The 15125-nt window shown below is 36.7% G+C and carries 13 protein-coding genes; 6 read left to right on the forward strand and 7 right to left on the reverse strand.

Translation table 11 applies throughout. The annotated features are described in order from the left end of the window. The first annotated feature begins 6 nt into the window (after window positions 1-6). Both SCI76_RS14810 and fabZ read left to right on the forward strand, forming a co-directional pair. Window positions 7-828, forward strand: a complete 822-nt coding sequence (locus tag SCI76_RS14810) for a flagellar hook-basal body protein (protein ID WP_168761651.1) — start codon at window positions 7-9, stop codon at window positions 826-828. An 83-nt stretch (window positions 829-911) separates the two neighbouring features. Next, a complete protein-coding gene (fabZ, locus tag SCI76_RS14815; protein WP_013059788.1) occupies window positions 912-1346 on the forward strand; it encodes a 3-hydroxyacyl-ACP dehydratase FabZ in 435 nt (144 codons plus the stop codon). A gap of 28 nt (window positions 1347-1374) precedes the next feature. On the opposite strand, the gene SCI76_RS14820 is transcribed toward fabZ, so the two are convergent. Together SCI76_RS14820 and SCI76_RS14825 are read right to left on the reverse strand one after the other, a co-directional pair. Then, entirely contained in the window at window positions 1375-1797 is a 423-nt protein-coding gene (locus SCI76_RS14820; protein WP_028411995.1) for a helix-turn-helix domain-containing protein, read from the reverse strand. A 525-nt stretch (window positions 1798-2322) separates the two neighbouring features. Then, complete coding sequence (locus tag SCI76_RS14825) at window positions 2323-2760, reverse strand: YwpF-like family protein (RefSeq protein WP_048021732.1); 438 nt, start codon at window positions 2758-2760, stop codon at window positions 2323-2325. A gap of 96 nt (window positions 2761-2856) precedes the next feature. Here SCI76_RS14825 and ssb point away from each other — a divergent pair, with 96 nt between their 5' ends. Further along, window positions 2857-3219, forward strand: a complete 363-nt coding sequence (gene ssb, locus SCI76_RS14830; protein WP_028411997.1) for a single-stranded DNA-binding protein — start codon at window positions 2857-2859, stop codon at window positions 3217-3219. Window positions 3220-3501: 282 nt separating this feature from the next. Here the strand turns inward: ssb and SCI76_RS14835 are convergent, their stop codons facing one another. From SCI76_RS14835 to SCI76_RS14845, 3 genes are all read right to left on the reverse strand, one after another. Further along, on the reverse strand, window positions 3502-4548 hold the full coding sequence (locus tag SCI76_RS14835; protein ID WP_047749581.1) for a LysM peptidoglycan-binding domain-containing protein: 1047 nt from the start codon (window positions 4546-4548) through the stop codon (window positions 3502-3504). Window positions 4549-4845: 297 nt separating this feature from the next. Continuing rightward, entirely contained in the window at window positions 4846-7476 is a 2631-nt protein-coding gene (locus SCI76_RS14840; protein WP_221833738.1) for a DEAD/DEAH box helicase, read from the reverse strand. Then, window positions 7469-9031: a hypothetical protein gene (locus SCI76_RS14845; protein WP_048021738.1), complete on the reverse strand. Its 1563-nt coding sequence runs from the start codon at window positions 9029-9031 to the stop codon at window positions 7469-7471. Before SCI76_RS14845 ends, SCI76_RS14840 begins: the two co-directional genes overlap by 8 nt. Window positions 9032-9272: 241 nt before the next feature. On the opposite strand from SCI76_RS14845, the gene galU reads away from it, so the two are divergent. The 3 genes from galU to SCI76_RS14860 all read left to right on the forward strand — a co-directional run bounded on the left by galU (window position 9273) and on the right by SCI76_RS14860 (window position 12461). Beyond that, window positions 9273-10157 carry a UTP--glucose-1-phosphate uridylyltransferase GalU gene (gene galU / locus SCI76_RS14850; protein WP_028412001.1) on the forward strand — a complete coding sequence of 295 codons (885 nt, stop codon included), beginning with the start codon at window positions 9273-9275 and terminating at the stop codon, window positions 10155-10157. 246 nt (window positions 10158-10403) lie between these two features. Continuing rightward, window positions 10404-11687 (forward strand): nucleotide sugar dehydrogenase, encoded by a 1284-nt coding sequence (locus SCI76_RS14855; protein WP_028412002.1) that lies wholly within the window; start codon window positions 10404-10406, stop codon window positions 11685-11687. Between the two features lie 66 nt (window positions 11688-11753). Beyond that, on the forward strand, window positions 11754-12461 hold the full coding sequence (locus tag SCI76_RS14860) for a WecB/TagA/CpsF family glycosyltransferase (RefSeq protein WP_028412003.1): 708 nt from the start codon (window positions 11754-11756) through the stop codon (window positions 12459-12461). A gap of 36 nt (window positions 12462-12497) precedes the next feature. Here SCI76_RS14860 and SCI76_RS14865 read toward each other — a convergent pair whose 3' ends face one another. Next, window positions 12498-14027 carry a flotillin family protein gene (locus SCI76_RS14865; RefSeq protein ID WP_028412004.1) on the reverse strand — a complete coding sequence of 510 codons (1530 nt, stop codon included), beginning with the start codon at window positions 14025-14027 and terminating at the stop codon, window positions 12498-12500. 20 nt (window positions 14028-14047) lie between these two features. Continuing rightward, window positions 14048-14581, reverse strand: coding sequence for an NfeD family protein (locus SCI76_RS14870; protein ID WP_013059777.1), 534 nt, complete (start codon window positions 14579-14581; stop codon window positions 14048-14050). Window positions 14582-15125 lie beyond the last annotated feature (544 nt).

The following is a 15125-nucleotide window of genomic DNA, read 5'->3' on the forward strand; positions in this document are numbered from 1 at the left end:
AGGAGAATGAACCGTACAATGATAACAGCGGCTAATACAATGGGGCAGCTACAGCAGCAGCTTGATGTCATCAGTCACAATTTATCTAATACAAATACGACAGGATATAAATCGAGAGACGCTTCATTTAACGATATGCTGTATCAACAAGTAAATAATCAAGTAGACCATGGAACAGAAAAGCGGCTTACACCGTCTGGAATTCGACAAGGTTCAGGAGCTTATCTAGACCAAACACGCTTAAATATGACGCAAGGTGCTTTTGAAAATACAGACAAACCATTAGATGTAGCTGCATCAAATCCAAACGTTTATTTTCAAGTTGCCGTAAACGATTCCGAACAGCCTGTACAATATACGCGAGATGGTTCATTTCACCTTAGCCCTGAAGGCCCCAACAATGTTAAATTAGTAAACGGTTCTGGCCAGGATGTGCTGGGGGAAAATGGTCAAGCTATTATTTTCAGTAACGCATTTAAAGATATACAGATTGATGGAAGTGGAACGATAACGGTTACTACGAATACGGGCGTTGACCAGTTTACCCTTGGATTAACAAATGTCCAAAAGCCGCAGGAGCTAGAAGCTAAAGGAGAAAATCTATTTGCCTTTCCAGGTGGGATGAACCAACCGAATATGTTTACAGATCTGACTGGAAAAGCTCGAGAAACAGCAGGCGTAGATCAAGGGAAATTGGAACAGTCAAATGTAGATTTGAGCAAAGAACTCACTGATATGTCCATTGCCCAACGTGCGTATCAGTTTAATTCCCGCTCTATTTCAATTGCAGACCAAATGATGGGCTTGGTGAATGGAATCAGAGCTTAAGCAAGTAGTTGCTTCTCAATTGAGCATTCTGTATATTGATAATAGTATCGTATGTTACATGCGGTTTGAAAGGAGACTTATTTATGCTTGATATTGAACAAATTAAAGAAATTATTCCACACCGATATCCATTTTTATTGGTCGATCGTATTTTAGAAGTGGAAGAGGGAAAGAAAGCAGTTGGTTTAAAAAACGTATCTGCCAATGAAGAATTTTTTAACGGGCATTTCCCTGACTATCCTGTGATGCCAGGGGTTTTAATTGTAGAAGCTTTGGCTCAGGTAGGAGCAGTAGCTATGCTAAAAAAAGAGGAAAATCAAGGACGTTTAGCATTTTTTGCAGGCATTGACAACTGCCGTTTTAAAAAGCAAGTAAGACCTGGTGATCAACTGCGTTTAGAGGTTGAAATTGTACGTGCGCGTGGATCTATTGGTAAAGGAAAAGGTATCGCAACTGTAGATGGAGAGTTAGTCTGCGAAACAGATATTATGTTTGCTTTAGGCGATAAAAAAGAATAGTACATAAGAGCTGCTGATGCAGCTTTTTTTATTGGCGCTGCAAAGCAGAAAAAAGTTTCTTTAATAAAGGTATAATATCCGTTAGCAACTCTTTTTGAAGAGTTGGTGACAGAGATGAAAATTGTAAGAGCACATGTTTTAATAAGGGCTGTTTATCTATGAGGGTTAAAATGGTATTTTCCTGTGAATCCGATTCACGTTTTCTTGTTAAGTAAAGAAGTTGGAAGTCATGTAAATAATCTTGTTTATAAGAGGAAGGCTCAATAAGTTGGTCGAGCGTAATTTGAAAACAATTACATAGAGATAGAAAATCAAAAATGGAAGGCGTTTGTTTCGAACATTCCCATTTTGAAATAGTTGTACGAGAAACATTCAACTGATTTGCTAATTCTTCTTGTGAAAATCCTCCTTTTAGCCTGAAATGTTTAATTCTTTCTCCAAAATCTTTCATATGCATCACCTGATTTCGTAAAGATAAGTATATGTCTTATTGTTCGAATGTAGTTCATGTTCTTTGTAACATGCTTAATTTGCACAATATGAAACATATACACTTTACTTTCTGCAATAGAGGGAATAAAACCTGTTTTTATTTCTTTTTTTTTTCTCTAAAAAGATTCATTTTTCTGCATGGATATAAAAAAAAGAACAAAAATAGAGGTTTTTATAGTAAAAAAATCCTATTTTTTGTTCGGTATATTGAAAAAAATGGTTGAATAACGGGGGAAAATGCATTAATATACGAATTACAAAGAAAAAGGAGTGAAAAAATGACAAATTTTTATTTGAAAAGGCAAGGTGCTCGCATAAGAGATAATCGCTTCAAACGTTCTAGTCATGCACATTTATTTTTAGGAAAAAAAGAAAGGTACCTCTCCAGTGAGTTCTCTTTTCTTTACCCTTCTCATGGACCAACGAAAAAGACCTCAAACAATAATCCTCTCTTTTAAATCCAGACACCTTGAGATGACTTGACTTATTTTTTAGATGTACTTTTTACCGGTCTGTTTCGAAGCTGCAGTTTGAACTGTTGAAGTAAATCTTGACCTGATAACCCTTGGTTAATTAAATCCTCTAAGAGCATTTCAGCATAATGAAGTCTCCGTTCTTTTAAAACACCTTTCATCAACAAACTAATACGATTTTCACCAATTGAAGTAATGGAAGCCACGGTAGCTATAAAGGTAGCTGGATCATTTGTTTCTTTCGTAATTTTAGCTTCTACCGTCACTTTTTGTTTATCTTTCAACAAAACATGAAATTCATCGTACCATTTCTTATCGATAACTGCTTCTAAAATCCAGTTATTTTCGCCGTCTTCTTTATTAATAATAAGGCCATTAGTTAGTGAGACAGACTGACGCTTTTCTTGATTATCAACCAATTGAAATGACACAAGTTTAAATGTTTTCATTGATGTTTCCTCCTTTACGTAAATAGTAGGTTATCCATATTATAACATGAATGAGCTTAAAGATTCCCATTATTCAATCAGTTGGAGTGGTAGACTATGATTAACCATATTGTTCTTGTAGGAAGACTGACAAAAAAGCCGGAGCTTCGATATACCCATGAAGGGATTGCCGTATCTACTATTACGTTAGCAATTAATCGAACGTTTCGAAATGTTGAAGGTGAATATGATGCTGATTTTGTCAACATTACTCTGTGGAGAAAAAATGCAGAAAATACAGCTGCTTACTGTGATAAAGGAGCGGTTGTAGGCGTGGTAGGGCGTGTACAAACGCGCACATTTGAAAATAATCTTCAGCAACGAGTATATATGACCGACGTTGTGGCTGATGCGGTTAAATTTTTAAGTGGAAAGCCATCTGATTCTTCTTCATTTGGTTCAAATCAACAAGAAGAATAAAGTGATCTAGTATGAAAGGGGGTGATTAGTTCAGCTAAGGTTTTAATTCCCCTTATCTATCATAATAGAAGATAGATCCTCCTTAAGAGCAAGGCTCTTTCTATATTCTCAAGAGAGAAAATTAAAGTATTCGCTATCCCCGAATTATTCCTCTATTTCAGCCGTTAAATTATTTAACGGTTTTTTTAATGAAAAGATCCGAACGAGTTTGATTCTCCATCAAGAATCAAACTCATTCGGATCTTCCTTCAGCTAACATACTCTTGTCTCAGCTTCTATCAGTTATTTAGCAAACCTTTTTGCACCTAAGTAGCGCTTGCTCCAGTAGCTGTTATCTAAGCTTGCAATGGTTACGCCGGTAGAAGATCCAGCATGAATAAATTGACGATTACCAAGGTAAATGCCCATATGTGTAGGGCCGCTAGAATATGTATTAAAAAACACTAGGTCACCAGGCTGTGGATTACTTACGGGTGTTGATACACTCCAATAACCAGCCGTCGTATAGCGCGTTGTAGAAATTTGTTGTTTCATTACGTAATAAATGAATCCGCTGCAGTCGAAACCAGAAGGAGTTGTGCCACCCCATTTGTAAGGAACACCCATATAACGTTTTGCATCTGAAATCATTTGCGATACATTTAATGTTCCGCTAGAAGTTGAAGGTGTTGATGTACTTGGTTTTGTTGTTGGCGTAGTTGTTTGGGCGCTTTTTGATACCTTTAATTGTTGATTTACATAAATCGTATTAGACGTTAATCCATTTATTTGTTTTAATTCGCTGACGCTCATGTGAAATGCCGAAGCTATTTTAGACAGGCTATCTCCACGCTGAACTTTGTAAGTTCCGTTTGCATCCTTAGAAGGAGTTTCTGCTGGTTTACTCGTAGTTGGAGTCGATGCGCTGTTGCTTCCATTTACTTTTAACGTTTGGTTAATATAAATGATGTTGGAAGAAAGAGTGTTCAAACGTTTTAATTCTTCTACGCTCATATTAAAACGAGTAGCCACTTTCCAAAGGGTATCGCCGCTTTGAACTTTATAGGTTGAACCAGTAGCAGGAGCTGAAGGCTTTTCTTCCTTATTAGATGGTTGAGAGGTTGAAGCAGAAGGAATCGATAACGTTTGTCCTATGTGAATTGTATTTGAAGATAACTTATTTACGCTTTTTAAAGCTTCTACCGTTGTATGATATTTAGTAGATAACGACCAAAGTGTATCTCCAGCTTTCACTTGAACAGTTGAAGCAGATGCTTCAGCTGAAGCTTGATATAAGAATGTCCCGCCAACAATGGCGCCTAGAGATAAAGCGAGCTGCCTTTTTTTCATTAATAAATCCCCCTAATTATGTAAATGTTTCGTGTTTATTTTTCCAATATGTCTATTAAATTACAAAAATATTATATGTATAAATATGCTGGAATTTAAAGAGAAAGTAAAGGGTCTTTTTCGCTATAAAAATACCTTTTTATTCAAAAAACGATATTTATCGCGTTTTTTGTATCTTTATCAGTAGTTGAAGAACGATTTACACTTATTTTTTTGTGTCGAATGATCTAATAAAAAAAGAGGACAAGTAAAAAAGTCCTCTTTTTGGTAACGGTGTAACACATTTTATAATTTTTCTTATTCATTTCTGTAAGCAAGAAGCTCTTGTAGCTCTTTATTCGAAAGTTCTGTTACCCATTGATCTCCTTGGATGAGTTCATTGTTGAGATGTTGTTTTTGATTGATCACTTCATCAATTTTTTCTTCAATCGTTCCTCTTGTAATGAATTTATGAACATGAACAAATTTATTCTGACCAATGCGATGGGCCCGATCGGTTGCCTGGTTTTCAACGGCTGGGTTCCACCATCGGTCAAAATGAATAACGTGATTTGCAGCTGTTAAATTCAATCCAGTTCCACCTGCGCGAAGAGAAAGGATAAAGATGGCTTTTTTCCTTGCTTGAAATTGAGCAACCATTTCATCTCTTTGCTCTTTTGACAAACTTCCGTGAAGGAATAAAACCGGCTCGTTGATTTCTTTTTCTAAGGTTCGTTGTAGCATGAGTCCTGTTTCAATATACTGAGTAAAGATTAAACAGCTTTCTTGCTGTGTGCGAATGCTCTCTACGAGTTCAATAATTTTTTCACTTTTATGAGATCGCCGTACCGTTTGTTTAGCTGCACTTTCCTTTAAGTACAAAGCTGGATGATTGCATAATAATTTTAGCTTATTTAGTGTTTGCAAAATCATGCCTTTTCGTTCAAATCCTGTTTTTTCCTCTGTTTCTTGAAGCATTTCTTGAACTAGCTCCTGGTAAAGTGAAGCTTGTTCCGCTGTCAGCGGGATATATTCTTTTTGTTCTTGTTTATCAGGCAGTGAGCGGGCGATGCTTTTATCTTGTTTTGTTCTTCTCAATAAGAAAGGTTGAATGAGTGCTTTAAGCTCAACAGTTCGTTCAGGTTTCTCGCCTTTTTCAATGCCGGCTACAAATCGGTTTTTAAATGAATTGATTGTTCCTAAGTAACCGGGATTGATGAATTCAAATAATGACCATAGTTCCAGCAGACGGTTTTCAATTGGAGTTCCAGTAAGCGCAATTTTGTGTCTTCCTTGCAGCTGACGAATGGCTCTCGCCTGTTTAGTCTGCGGGTTTTTAACATGTTGCGCTTCGTCTAAGGAAATGCTGTTCCATATAAACCCTTTCAACAATTCGACATCCAAAAGGGCAACTTGATAAGTCGTAATCACCACGTCAGTACTTTCACATATCTTCTCAAATGCATCTCCGCCGGTTCTTTTCGGCCCGTAATGAACATGAACACGAAGAGAAGGGGCAAATTTCTGTAATTCTTTTTCCCAGTTTCCAATTAAAGAAGTTGGGCAAACGATAAGAGAAGGAAAGCTATGTAACTGATGAATGTTTGTTAAATAACTAATTAATTGAATGGTTTTACCTAGCCCCATGTCATCTGCTAGACATCCTCCTAAGTTAAACTTTCTCAAAAACATGAGCCAATTCAAGCCTTGCTGCTGATAAGGTCTTAATATCCCTTTAAATTCAGAGGGAGGCAGCACTTCCGGCAGCCGTTCTAAATCCGTTAAGGATGTAATAAATGATTGAAAGGAAGCGGGGAGTTGGAATTCAACTTTTACCTCTTCTTCATCAGTTTTACTGTCTGCCATGTAGGTTAGCTTCGTTTTTAAAATTTCATGAATTGAGACGCCTTTTTTACTAGCTTCTTTAACAATTTTCTGCGCTTGTTTAATTAATCTAGAATCCAGTTGAATCCACTGTCCGTTAATAGATAATAATCGGCGTTTTTGTTCGACTAATTTCCGAAACTCTTCTTCTGAAAAAGTTTGATCGCCAATAGAAAATGACCAGCGGAAGCTGCTGATAGCTTGTTTACCAAACAATGCAGATGAAGTATTTTCTATAGCGCCAGATACTTTTATGGTGGCTTTTTTTAATGATTCCCACCAGCTTGGCAAATGGATAGAGACACCTTGTTCAATTAATGCTGCACTATCTTGAGTTAGAAATTCCCATACTTCCTCATCTGTTAGGACAGACTGAATAAACGCTCCTTTTTGGTATAAAGTAGGAGCCAATGCTTTCCATCGTTCGTGTTCGTAAGCGATATATGATTCGTAGTGATTCCACTCTTTAGGAAGTGTTCTTCCCAGTATAAAAGGTTCTTTGGCTTCATCGTGGGGAATCACAAATGTTTCAGCCGTCCATACATCTCCATCGGTCGTCGGCTCTACAACACGCAATGAAAGGTCAAAGGGAGGATTATAGCTCTCGCCTCCTATGTTTATTAAAAAGTCTTTTCCTTCTTTTTTTAATAGGCTCTCTTTAATTTGTGCTCGCCACTCTTGCTCATCAGCTTGTGAAAGCGATCCAGTCATTTGTTTTTTTAAAGGAAGAGAATGAAATTTCCCTTGGATAATCTTCTTTGTCATATCGACTGCAATTTGCTGATAATCTTCCGCTGAAGCGGACAAAGCCGGTTTCAACACATGCTGTTGAATAGGTGATTGTATGAAAGTGAACATTTGCCATGCAGAAAGAAGAATTCCTTTTTTTCCATTAATCTCAACCTGTGTAGCTTCACTTCCGTAATAGGTCTGTTCATGCCACAGAAACAGCGCATCTTTCCATGTATCAGGGAGCAAAATTTGGCCGCTAGGTGATACACAGTAGAGAAAAAAGTCATCGTGTACAGGTTCGACTTCAAGTGTTAAATGAAACAAATCAAACATTCAGTAAATCTCCTTTTTCTAATAGTTGTTGAAATGCGCGCTGTTTCTTCGTTTTTATCGCTAATTCTTCTATATAATGTTCCCATAGTAGAGAGCGATTCATTTGTAGATAAAGTCTTTTTAATTCTTGTAAGTAGATATAGGCTTCTTGATAACTGCTTTTCTTTTTTTCATAAATCAGCTTTGAAATCATTTGATGATAAAGAGGAATAACCAGCTTTTCATCTTTTTGTTTTAAGGCCTCTATCGTTTGTTCGTCATATTTGATGCTGTCATATTGAAGAAGCACCTGTAATTCAACCCATTTTTTTAATTGGTTAGAAGCATATAGAAAATCACTGTATTCAATAAAACTATAGGGAAGTAATGTTTGCAATGCTTCAGTATACAAAGTTTGCTCGTTCGTTAAGTCTTTATAGTGCTGAAATAAATTTACAATCATGGAGACCATATTTCGGCTTCCTTGATAAGTAGTTGGAACGGTGCGTACGTAATCTCCTATATAGGTCATTATATAAGAGCCCCACTGAGCAAAGCGGTCAGTTTCTTTTTCGTGCAATAAATCATTTAACCAAGGGATAAGATAGGGAATCATTTGTAATGTTCCATCGCTCAAACGTTCTTTTGCTTCTCTATCTTTTTCTTGAAGAAATAAAAGATAGGAAAGAGCTGTATTATTTATAAAAGAACCATGCTTGGCTTTTAATTCGCGTTCCTCATTTTTTCGCCATCTTTCTAACGTGAAGACTTTTTGCCAAATAACGCGATAAATTTCAATACGCTCATATTGTAAAGGTATATCATTATGCAATAATTCTCGGATGTATGGGATGCTGTCCTCTATAATAGATAATGCATCCCGATCGTATTTCGTTTGCTTTAATGAATCAGCGGTAGCATAAATTTCATTTGTTATTTTGTAGACGTGACTATATACGAATGATTCCTCGATGTTAGTAGAAAGCTGATGTGCCTGTAATTGAGCTGATAGTTTATAAAATGTATGAACCGCTCCATAGATACAAAATAAAGCATAAAGCAATGGATGCTCAGGAGCTTTTTTCACTAAAGAACGGTAATAGTACTGATAATATTCATGATAAATGGACCGGTCATTTTCGTTCCGCCCCTGCATAAAAAGCGTATACTGCTCCTCAAAAGTTTGTCTCCACTCTTGAAAAGTTGCCTTGGGTTTTTTTAACACTTGTTTGGCAGATAGCATAGTCAAAGCTTCTTTCTCATGGTTTCGCCATTCTTTGAATAGGGGAGAAAGCGGTTCTATTAATGAATACATATAAAAAAACGCTGCAAAGCAGTGTTCACAAAATCCGTTATGCTGACAAGAACAGGTACTTTCAGGGAGCAGCTGTTTGTTTAGTTCAACATAAAACGAATCGATTTTAACGTTTAATATCTGTTCATCATTGTGCAAAATGAAGAATGAATGGGTACGGTAAAGGTCTAGTCCTGCTTGGGCATTTGTACGATAGCGTGCATCACTGTACGGGAAATGATGTATAAATTGGTGCTGTAAGTGATCTGAAAACGAACTCATAATCCCATTCCTTTCTATACATAAGTGGAACATAAAATTATATTTATAAGTGATTAATTTTCTTTTCATTATAAATGATAAAAATAGAATTATACAAAATCTTTTGTTATGATAAAGCAGAATCCAACATGACTCTTTATAAAAAGAAATGGATTCAACATGACTTTGTGTACATACTCAATCGAAGACTTACTATACTATAACCAATAAGCACGATTGACATTGACAGGAGGAAAAGTAAGTGAAAATTCGTAAAGCTATTATTCCAGCAGCTGGATTAGGGACACGCTTTTTGCCGGCTACAAAAGCACAGCCTAAAGAAATGCTGCCAATTGTAGATAAACCAACGATTCAATACATTGTGGAAGAAGCAGTAGCATCAGGTATTGAAGATATTTTAATTGTAAGCGGTCGCGGAAAACGAGCAATCGAGGATCATTTTGATAAATCATATGAGCTAGAAGAAACATTAGCGGCAAAGGAAAAGTGGGACATGCTTGAAGAAGTGCAGGGGATTTCGAATTTGGCTAATGTTCACTACATTCGTCAAAAGGAACCTAAAGGATTAGGTCATGCCATTCACTGTGCAAGAAGTTTTATCGGAGATGAACCGTTTGCTGTTATGCTAGGGGATGATGTAGTTCAATCAGAAACACCTTGTTTGAAACAGTTAATGGACGTATACGAAAAATATGAATGCGCTGTAGTTGGTGTACAGGAGGTGCCTAGGAAAGAAACCTCAAAGTACGGAATTGTAGGTCCTAAAGGAGAGCCTCTTGAAAAAGGATTATTAGACGTAGAAACGCTCGTTGAAAAACCGAATCCAGAAGATGCCCCTTCAGGCTATGCAATTATGGGGCGCTATATTTTAACACCGGAAATTTTTGATATCTTAAGCAGAGAAGAGATTGGTGCAGGAGGAGAAATTCAATTAACAGATGCTATTTTACGTCTGAATGAATTTCAACGTGTTCTTGCTTATTATTTCGAAGGAAAACGTTATGATGTTGGAGATAAATTTGGATTCATTAAAGCAACAATTGATTTAGCCTTACAAAGAGAACCGCTGCGAGAAGAGTTAGTGAGCTATTTTAGAGAAATTGTCGAAAAAGAAGGGCATATGTAAAAATAGATTTACTAGGAGAACTATTGGGAATCATGGAGATTTTCAATAGTTCTTTTGGGTTAGAGCCCGTTGTACAAAAGATGGTTATATCGTTTATTGATGAATTCTCATAAAATGTTACATAATAATAAGTAAAAGAAATTATTTCATGTTTTTATATAAATGCTATCATGAAATGACATTTTTCGATATAATATCAGATAGGTTTTATTTATTAAGCATGTCATATAAAGGAGATTTTCTGCAATGACAAAGAAATTGTGTGTAGTTGGTTTAGGATATATAGGTTTACCGACAGCTGTTATGTTTGCCAATCACGGCTTATATGTACATGGTGTTGACGTAAATGAAAAAGCAGTAGAATTAATTAAAAATAAGCAACTTCATATAGAAGAAAATGGCTTACAAGAACGTTTAGAATCAGCAGTTGACAACGGCCACTTTACGGTAGGCACAACAGCTGAAGAGGCGGATATTTTTATTATTGCTGTACCATCACCAATTAATGAAGATAAAACGGCAAACTTGAACTATGTTCGAGAAGCGACAAAATCAATTGTTCCTTACGTTCGTAAAGGAAATTTAGTTATTTTAGAATCCACAGTTCCTCCGCGTACAGTAGAAGACGTTATGCTACCTGTGCTAAAAGAAACTGGTTTAGAATTAGGCAGTGAGTTATTTGTTTCTCACTCACCTGAACGTGTTATTCCAGGAAAAGTATTTGAGGAACTAGTAAATAATGACCGTATTGTCGGTGGTATTAACGAAGAGTCCAGTCGCTTGACTGTTGAGCTTTATAAAACATTTGTAAAAGGAAATATTCACGTAACGGATGCTACAACAGCTGAAATGGTGAAAGTAATTGAAAACACATATCGTGATGTGAACATTGCCTTTGCAAATGAGCTGGCAAAAATCAGTGAAAAAATTGGTGTGAATGCGTGGGAAGCGATTAAGTTAGCGAACTATCATCCACGTGTAAACATCCATTTACCAGGTCCTGGTGTAGGCGGCCACTGTATTGCTGTTGACCCTTGGTTCTTAACGGAGCTTCAGCCAGAACTTGCGAAAATTATTTCTCTTTCTCGTCAGACAAATGATTCAATGCCTGAATATACAGCATTAAAAACGAAAAGCCTACTAGATGAAAAGGGCATTCAACATGGACGTGTAGCTGTTTTAGGTTTAGCTTTTAAAGGAAATATTGATGATATGCGTGAAAGTCCATCAACGGATGTGCTTCATCACTTAGAAAAGCTAGGTGTTGATTACACAGCATTTGATCCTCATATCAAAGAGAATAAAATCGAACGTCAGACGCAAAGTTTGGATGAAGCTGTTGCACATGCAGATGTGATTCTTATTTTAACAGATCATAATGAGTTCAAAGAGCTTCTTCCATCAGCTGTTGAAAATCATATGCGTACAAAGATTATTTTTGATACGAAAAACTGCATTCAGCGTGATCAATGGAAAGCAGCAGGCTTTGACGTAGTGTTACTTGGTGATTCAAAAGTTTCTACTTTATAAAAAGACGGGCTGAACAGCCTGTCTTTCGTTTGTAAAAAACTAAAAAATCAACATACGGGTGATTTAATGAAGGAAAACATCTTAGGAATAGACGTTTGTAGCGACACGTACGATGAGCTAGCGGCAAAGTTACTTCAGGATATAGATAAAGGCCGAAAATCATTTATTGTAGCAATCAATCCTGAAAAAATTATGAAAGCACAAGAAGATCAGGAATTAAAGTCACTGTTAAATCAAGCGACTTATCAAATTCCAGATGGAATCGGTGTGATTTTAGCTTCAAAGCTCAAAAAGGGACGTATTCGTGAGCGTGTAACGGGTATTGATATGATGCTGAAGCTGTGCAAAGAAGCAACTAATAACGGTAAAAGAATTTTTTTATACGGAGCCAAGCCCGGCATTGCAGATGAAGCCAAAGCTAAATTGGAAGAGATGTTTCCAGGGATTTTAATTGTTGGAACATTAAATGGCTATGAAAAAAATGAAGAAGTCATTGAACGTACGATTAATGATTCAGGAGCAGAAATTGTGTTTGTCGCTTTAGGCAGTCCAGCGCAAGAAAATTGGATTATTGCTCATAAAGAAAAACTCAATCCTTCTGTTTATCAAGGCGTAGGCGGCTCGTTTGATGTTATTTCAGGACGATTGAACCGGGCACCGGCTGTTTTTCAAAAATTTGGTTTAGAGTGGCTTTATCGACTATTAAAAGAACCATGGAGATGGAAGCGTCAGTTAGAATTGCCTAGGTTTCTTCTTCGAGTGTTAAGAGGTTAAAAAAGCATGCGGATTATATCCGCATGCTTTTTATTTTTAGATATCTTCTTTTTTGTTTTGTTGCTTGATTTCATCCGTTAGTTCGTGCAAGCTCTGGCGCACATTTCCTTTTCCAGAAAAGTTCTCAATCAATTCCTTTACATCTATACCTGAGGATGCTTTCAGCGATTCTTGAAGAGAAGACATTAAGTTTGTTGCATAACCAGTCACTTTATTAGCTCCGCTGTTTTCACCGTTGCTTCCTGTATCCACAACCGTAATTTTATCGATATTTGCTAAAGGACTTGCAACTTGTTTTGCATATTCAGGAAGCATTTTGATAATCATATCTAAAATAGCCGCTTGACCAAACTGCTCGAATGCTTCCGCAACTTTTTGTTTAGCCTCTGCTTCTGCTAAACCTTTTAAGCGGATAATCTCAGCTTCAGATTCACCTTGGGCACGCTGAGCGTCAGCTTTTGCTAAACCATCAATTCGAACGCGTTCAGCTTCAGCTTTAGCCATTGCTTCAATTCGATATTTGTTGGCGTCAGCTTCCGCAAGCTGTTTTGCTTTTTCAGCTTCTGCGGATTGCTCAACAGAGTAACGATCTGCATCTGCTTTCTTTTTTACTTCAGAATCGTATTGACGCTCACGACGAAGAATTTCTTTTTCTTCTAATTCAATTTGTTTCTGACGTTCAATAATGCGGATTTGCATTTCTTGTTCTGTTACATCTTGTTTCGCGCGAGCTGTTTCTAGATCATACGCTTGGTCAGCACGAGCTTTGGCAATATCTTGTTCGCGACGATATTCAGCGGTTTTTAATTGATTCATTTTTTCAGCTTCTGCGATTTCTGTATTTCGCTCAAGCTCCGCTTTTTGGGCATCTTTATGAGCCTCGGCACGCTTGATTCTTGTTTCTTTTTCAGCTTCCGCTGTTGCAATGTCAGCATCTCGCTTAACTTGAGCAATACGAGGCTTCCCTAGCGATTCTAGATAGCCGTTCTTATCCCGAACGTCTTTAATTGTAAACGATACAATAATTAATCCCATTTTAGCTAGATCTTGTGAAGCTACGCGCTGTACTTCTTGAGAGAATTTTTCACGGTTTTTATAAATTTCTTCGACCGTCATAGAACCAAGAATCGAACGAAGGTGACCTTCTAAGACTTCTCTAGCTTCGGTTTCACGATCTTCTTTTGCTTTGCCCAAAAACTGCTCAGCGGCCGTTGCGATTTCTGAAATAGAACCTCCAATTTTGATGATTGATACCCCATCAGCCATAACAGGAACACCTTGTTCTGTATATACTTCAGGTGTAGATACTTCCAGTTTGCTTGACAGCAAGCTCAGAGGCTCAGCCTGCTGAAAAACTGGCAGCACAAACGTACCGCCGCCGCGAACAATTTTAATGCGGTTTCCGGATTCATCGACGTGCACGTTTTTATTTCCGAGATAGCTCCCTGTTACAATTAACGCTTCATCTGGACCTGCTGTACGGTATTTTGTAATAAATACGGCAATCAGCGCAATTAATAAAAAAACAACAATTCCAACGACAACTAATATAGGTGTTGAAAACATAAAACTCCCCCTAATACTATTTATAATGAGTGATTGGTCATAACTTCTTCGTAAATCACAACGAGTGCGTTGCCCCTTTGTATATCTACCACAAGCACTTTGCTGCCTAAAGGTATAGCAGTGTTTTTAAAGCTGGCAGCGGGTTTGGAGATCGTGCCGCTAACCCCTTCGATAAATACTTCTCCATAACCATCTGCAGGAACAGAAGTAATAATGGTACCAAGTCTTCCTTTTAACGAATCTTCAGTAAAAGCAAGAGACTCTTCAGCCGATGATAAAGGAATCAATACGAAAACGTTGAGCAAAATAACGAGTAGAAGGGCAATAAGAGCGGAAATCGAAATAATCCAATAATTTTGCAATGACGTATAGGTGAACAAATATCCACTGGCACTAAAGAATGTTAAAAAAGAAAAAAGAAGAGTGGGGTTAAAAAAAGGTATCGCTTCAGATAATCCATCTAACAAATCGCTAAATAAAATGTATAAGAAGGTGAGACTTCCGCAGATAATTAATCCATACAAATACACTGTTTGAACAGATAGACCAAACATAGTTCATTCAACACCCCCTTTATGTAAGATGAATGATACTGTTTCTACTATGTATTACGAACCGTATCAAAAAAAGTTTCATTTTTTTTGATAAAATTCCTTTTTTTGTTTAATTTTATCTCTGTCCATTTCACTATATTTTAACTTTTAAATGATATAAGATAAGGACAACGATTCAGCGAATGTGGTTTGAAGTAGTGGACATGCATAGGTCAAAAGTTTGTTCATATAATGAGTGGGGCCATGTGAAATAAAAATAAAGGTTTAAATATGCTTAATAAAAAGGAAAAAGAGTTAAAGATGACGAATAAATTAGACGAAAAGGGGGGAGTTCGCTTATATTTTAATAAAATATAGTAAAGAAAATGTTCTACATAAAATAACCACATAAGAATAAAGTAAATCAGCTGTTTATACACCAAAAAATACAGTTCTTTTCTATTAATAGTTTGTAAATGTGCTAATTTTTGAGAATAAATTTCTATTTAAGTAGTAGAATCATTGTGATATAATCCATTTTGGGAATAAGTAAGTAATTATTGTT

Source organism: Priestia sp. HNGD-A6 (assembly GCF_045784335.1).
Lineage (GTDB): Bacteria > Bacillota > Bacilli > Bacillales > Bacillaceae_H > Priestia > Priestia zanthoxyli.

Bases quoted from the DNA above. Each gene is read 5' to 3' on its own strand.
- SCI76_RS14810 (WP_168761651.1), top strand. From the start codon at position 7: ATGAACCGTACAATGATAACAGCGGCTAATACAATGGGGCAGCTACAG.
- fabZ (WP_013059788.1), top strand. From the start codon at position 912: ATGCTTGATATTGAACAAATTAAAGAAATTATTCCACACCGATATCCA.
- SCI76_RS14820 (WP_028411995.1), bottom strand. From the start codon at position 1,797: ATGAAAGATTTTGGAGAAAGAATTAAACATTTCAGGCTAAAAGGAGGA.
- SCI76_RS14825 (WP_048021732.1), bottom strand. From the start codon at position 2,760: ATGAAAACATTTAAACTTGTGTCATTTCAATTGGTTGATAATCAAGAA.
- ssb (WP_028411997.1), top strand. From the start codon at position 2,857: ATGATTAACCATATTGTTCTTGTAGGAAGACTGACAAAAAAGCCGGAG.
- SCI76_RS14835 (WP_047749581.1), bottom strand. From the start codon at position 4,548: ATGAAAAAAAGGCAGCTCGCTTTATCTCTAGGCGCCATTGTTGGCGGG.
- SCI76_RS14840 (WP_221833738.1), bottom strand. From the start codon at position 7,476: ATGTTTGATTTGTTTCATTTAACACTTGAAGTCGAACCTGTACACGAT.
- SCI76_RS14845 (WP_048021738.1), bottom strand. From the start codon at position 9,031: ATGAGTTCGTTTTCAGATCACTTACAGCACCAATTTATACATCATTTC.
- SCI76_RS14855 (WP_028412002.1), top strand. From the start codon at position 10,404: ATGACAAAGAAATTGTGTGTAGTTGGTTTAGGATATATAGGTTTACCG.
- SCI76_RS14860 (WP_028412003.1), top strand. From the start codon at position 11,754: ATGAAGGAAAACATCTTAGGAATAGACGTTTGTAGCGACACGTACGAT.
- SCI76_RS14865 (WP_028412004.1), bottom strand. From the start codon at position 14,027: ATGTTTTCAACACCTATATTAGTTGTCGTTGGAATTGTTGTTTTTTTA.
- SCI76_RS14870 (WP_013059777.1), bottom strand. From the start codon at position 14,581: ATGTTTGGTCTATCTGTTCAAACAGTGTATTTGTATGGATTAATTATC.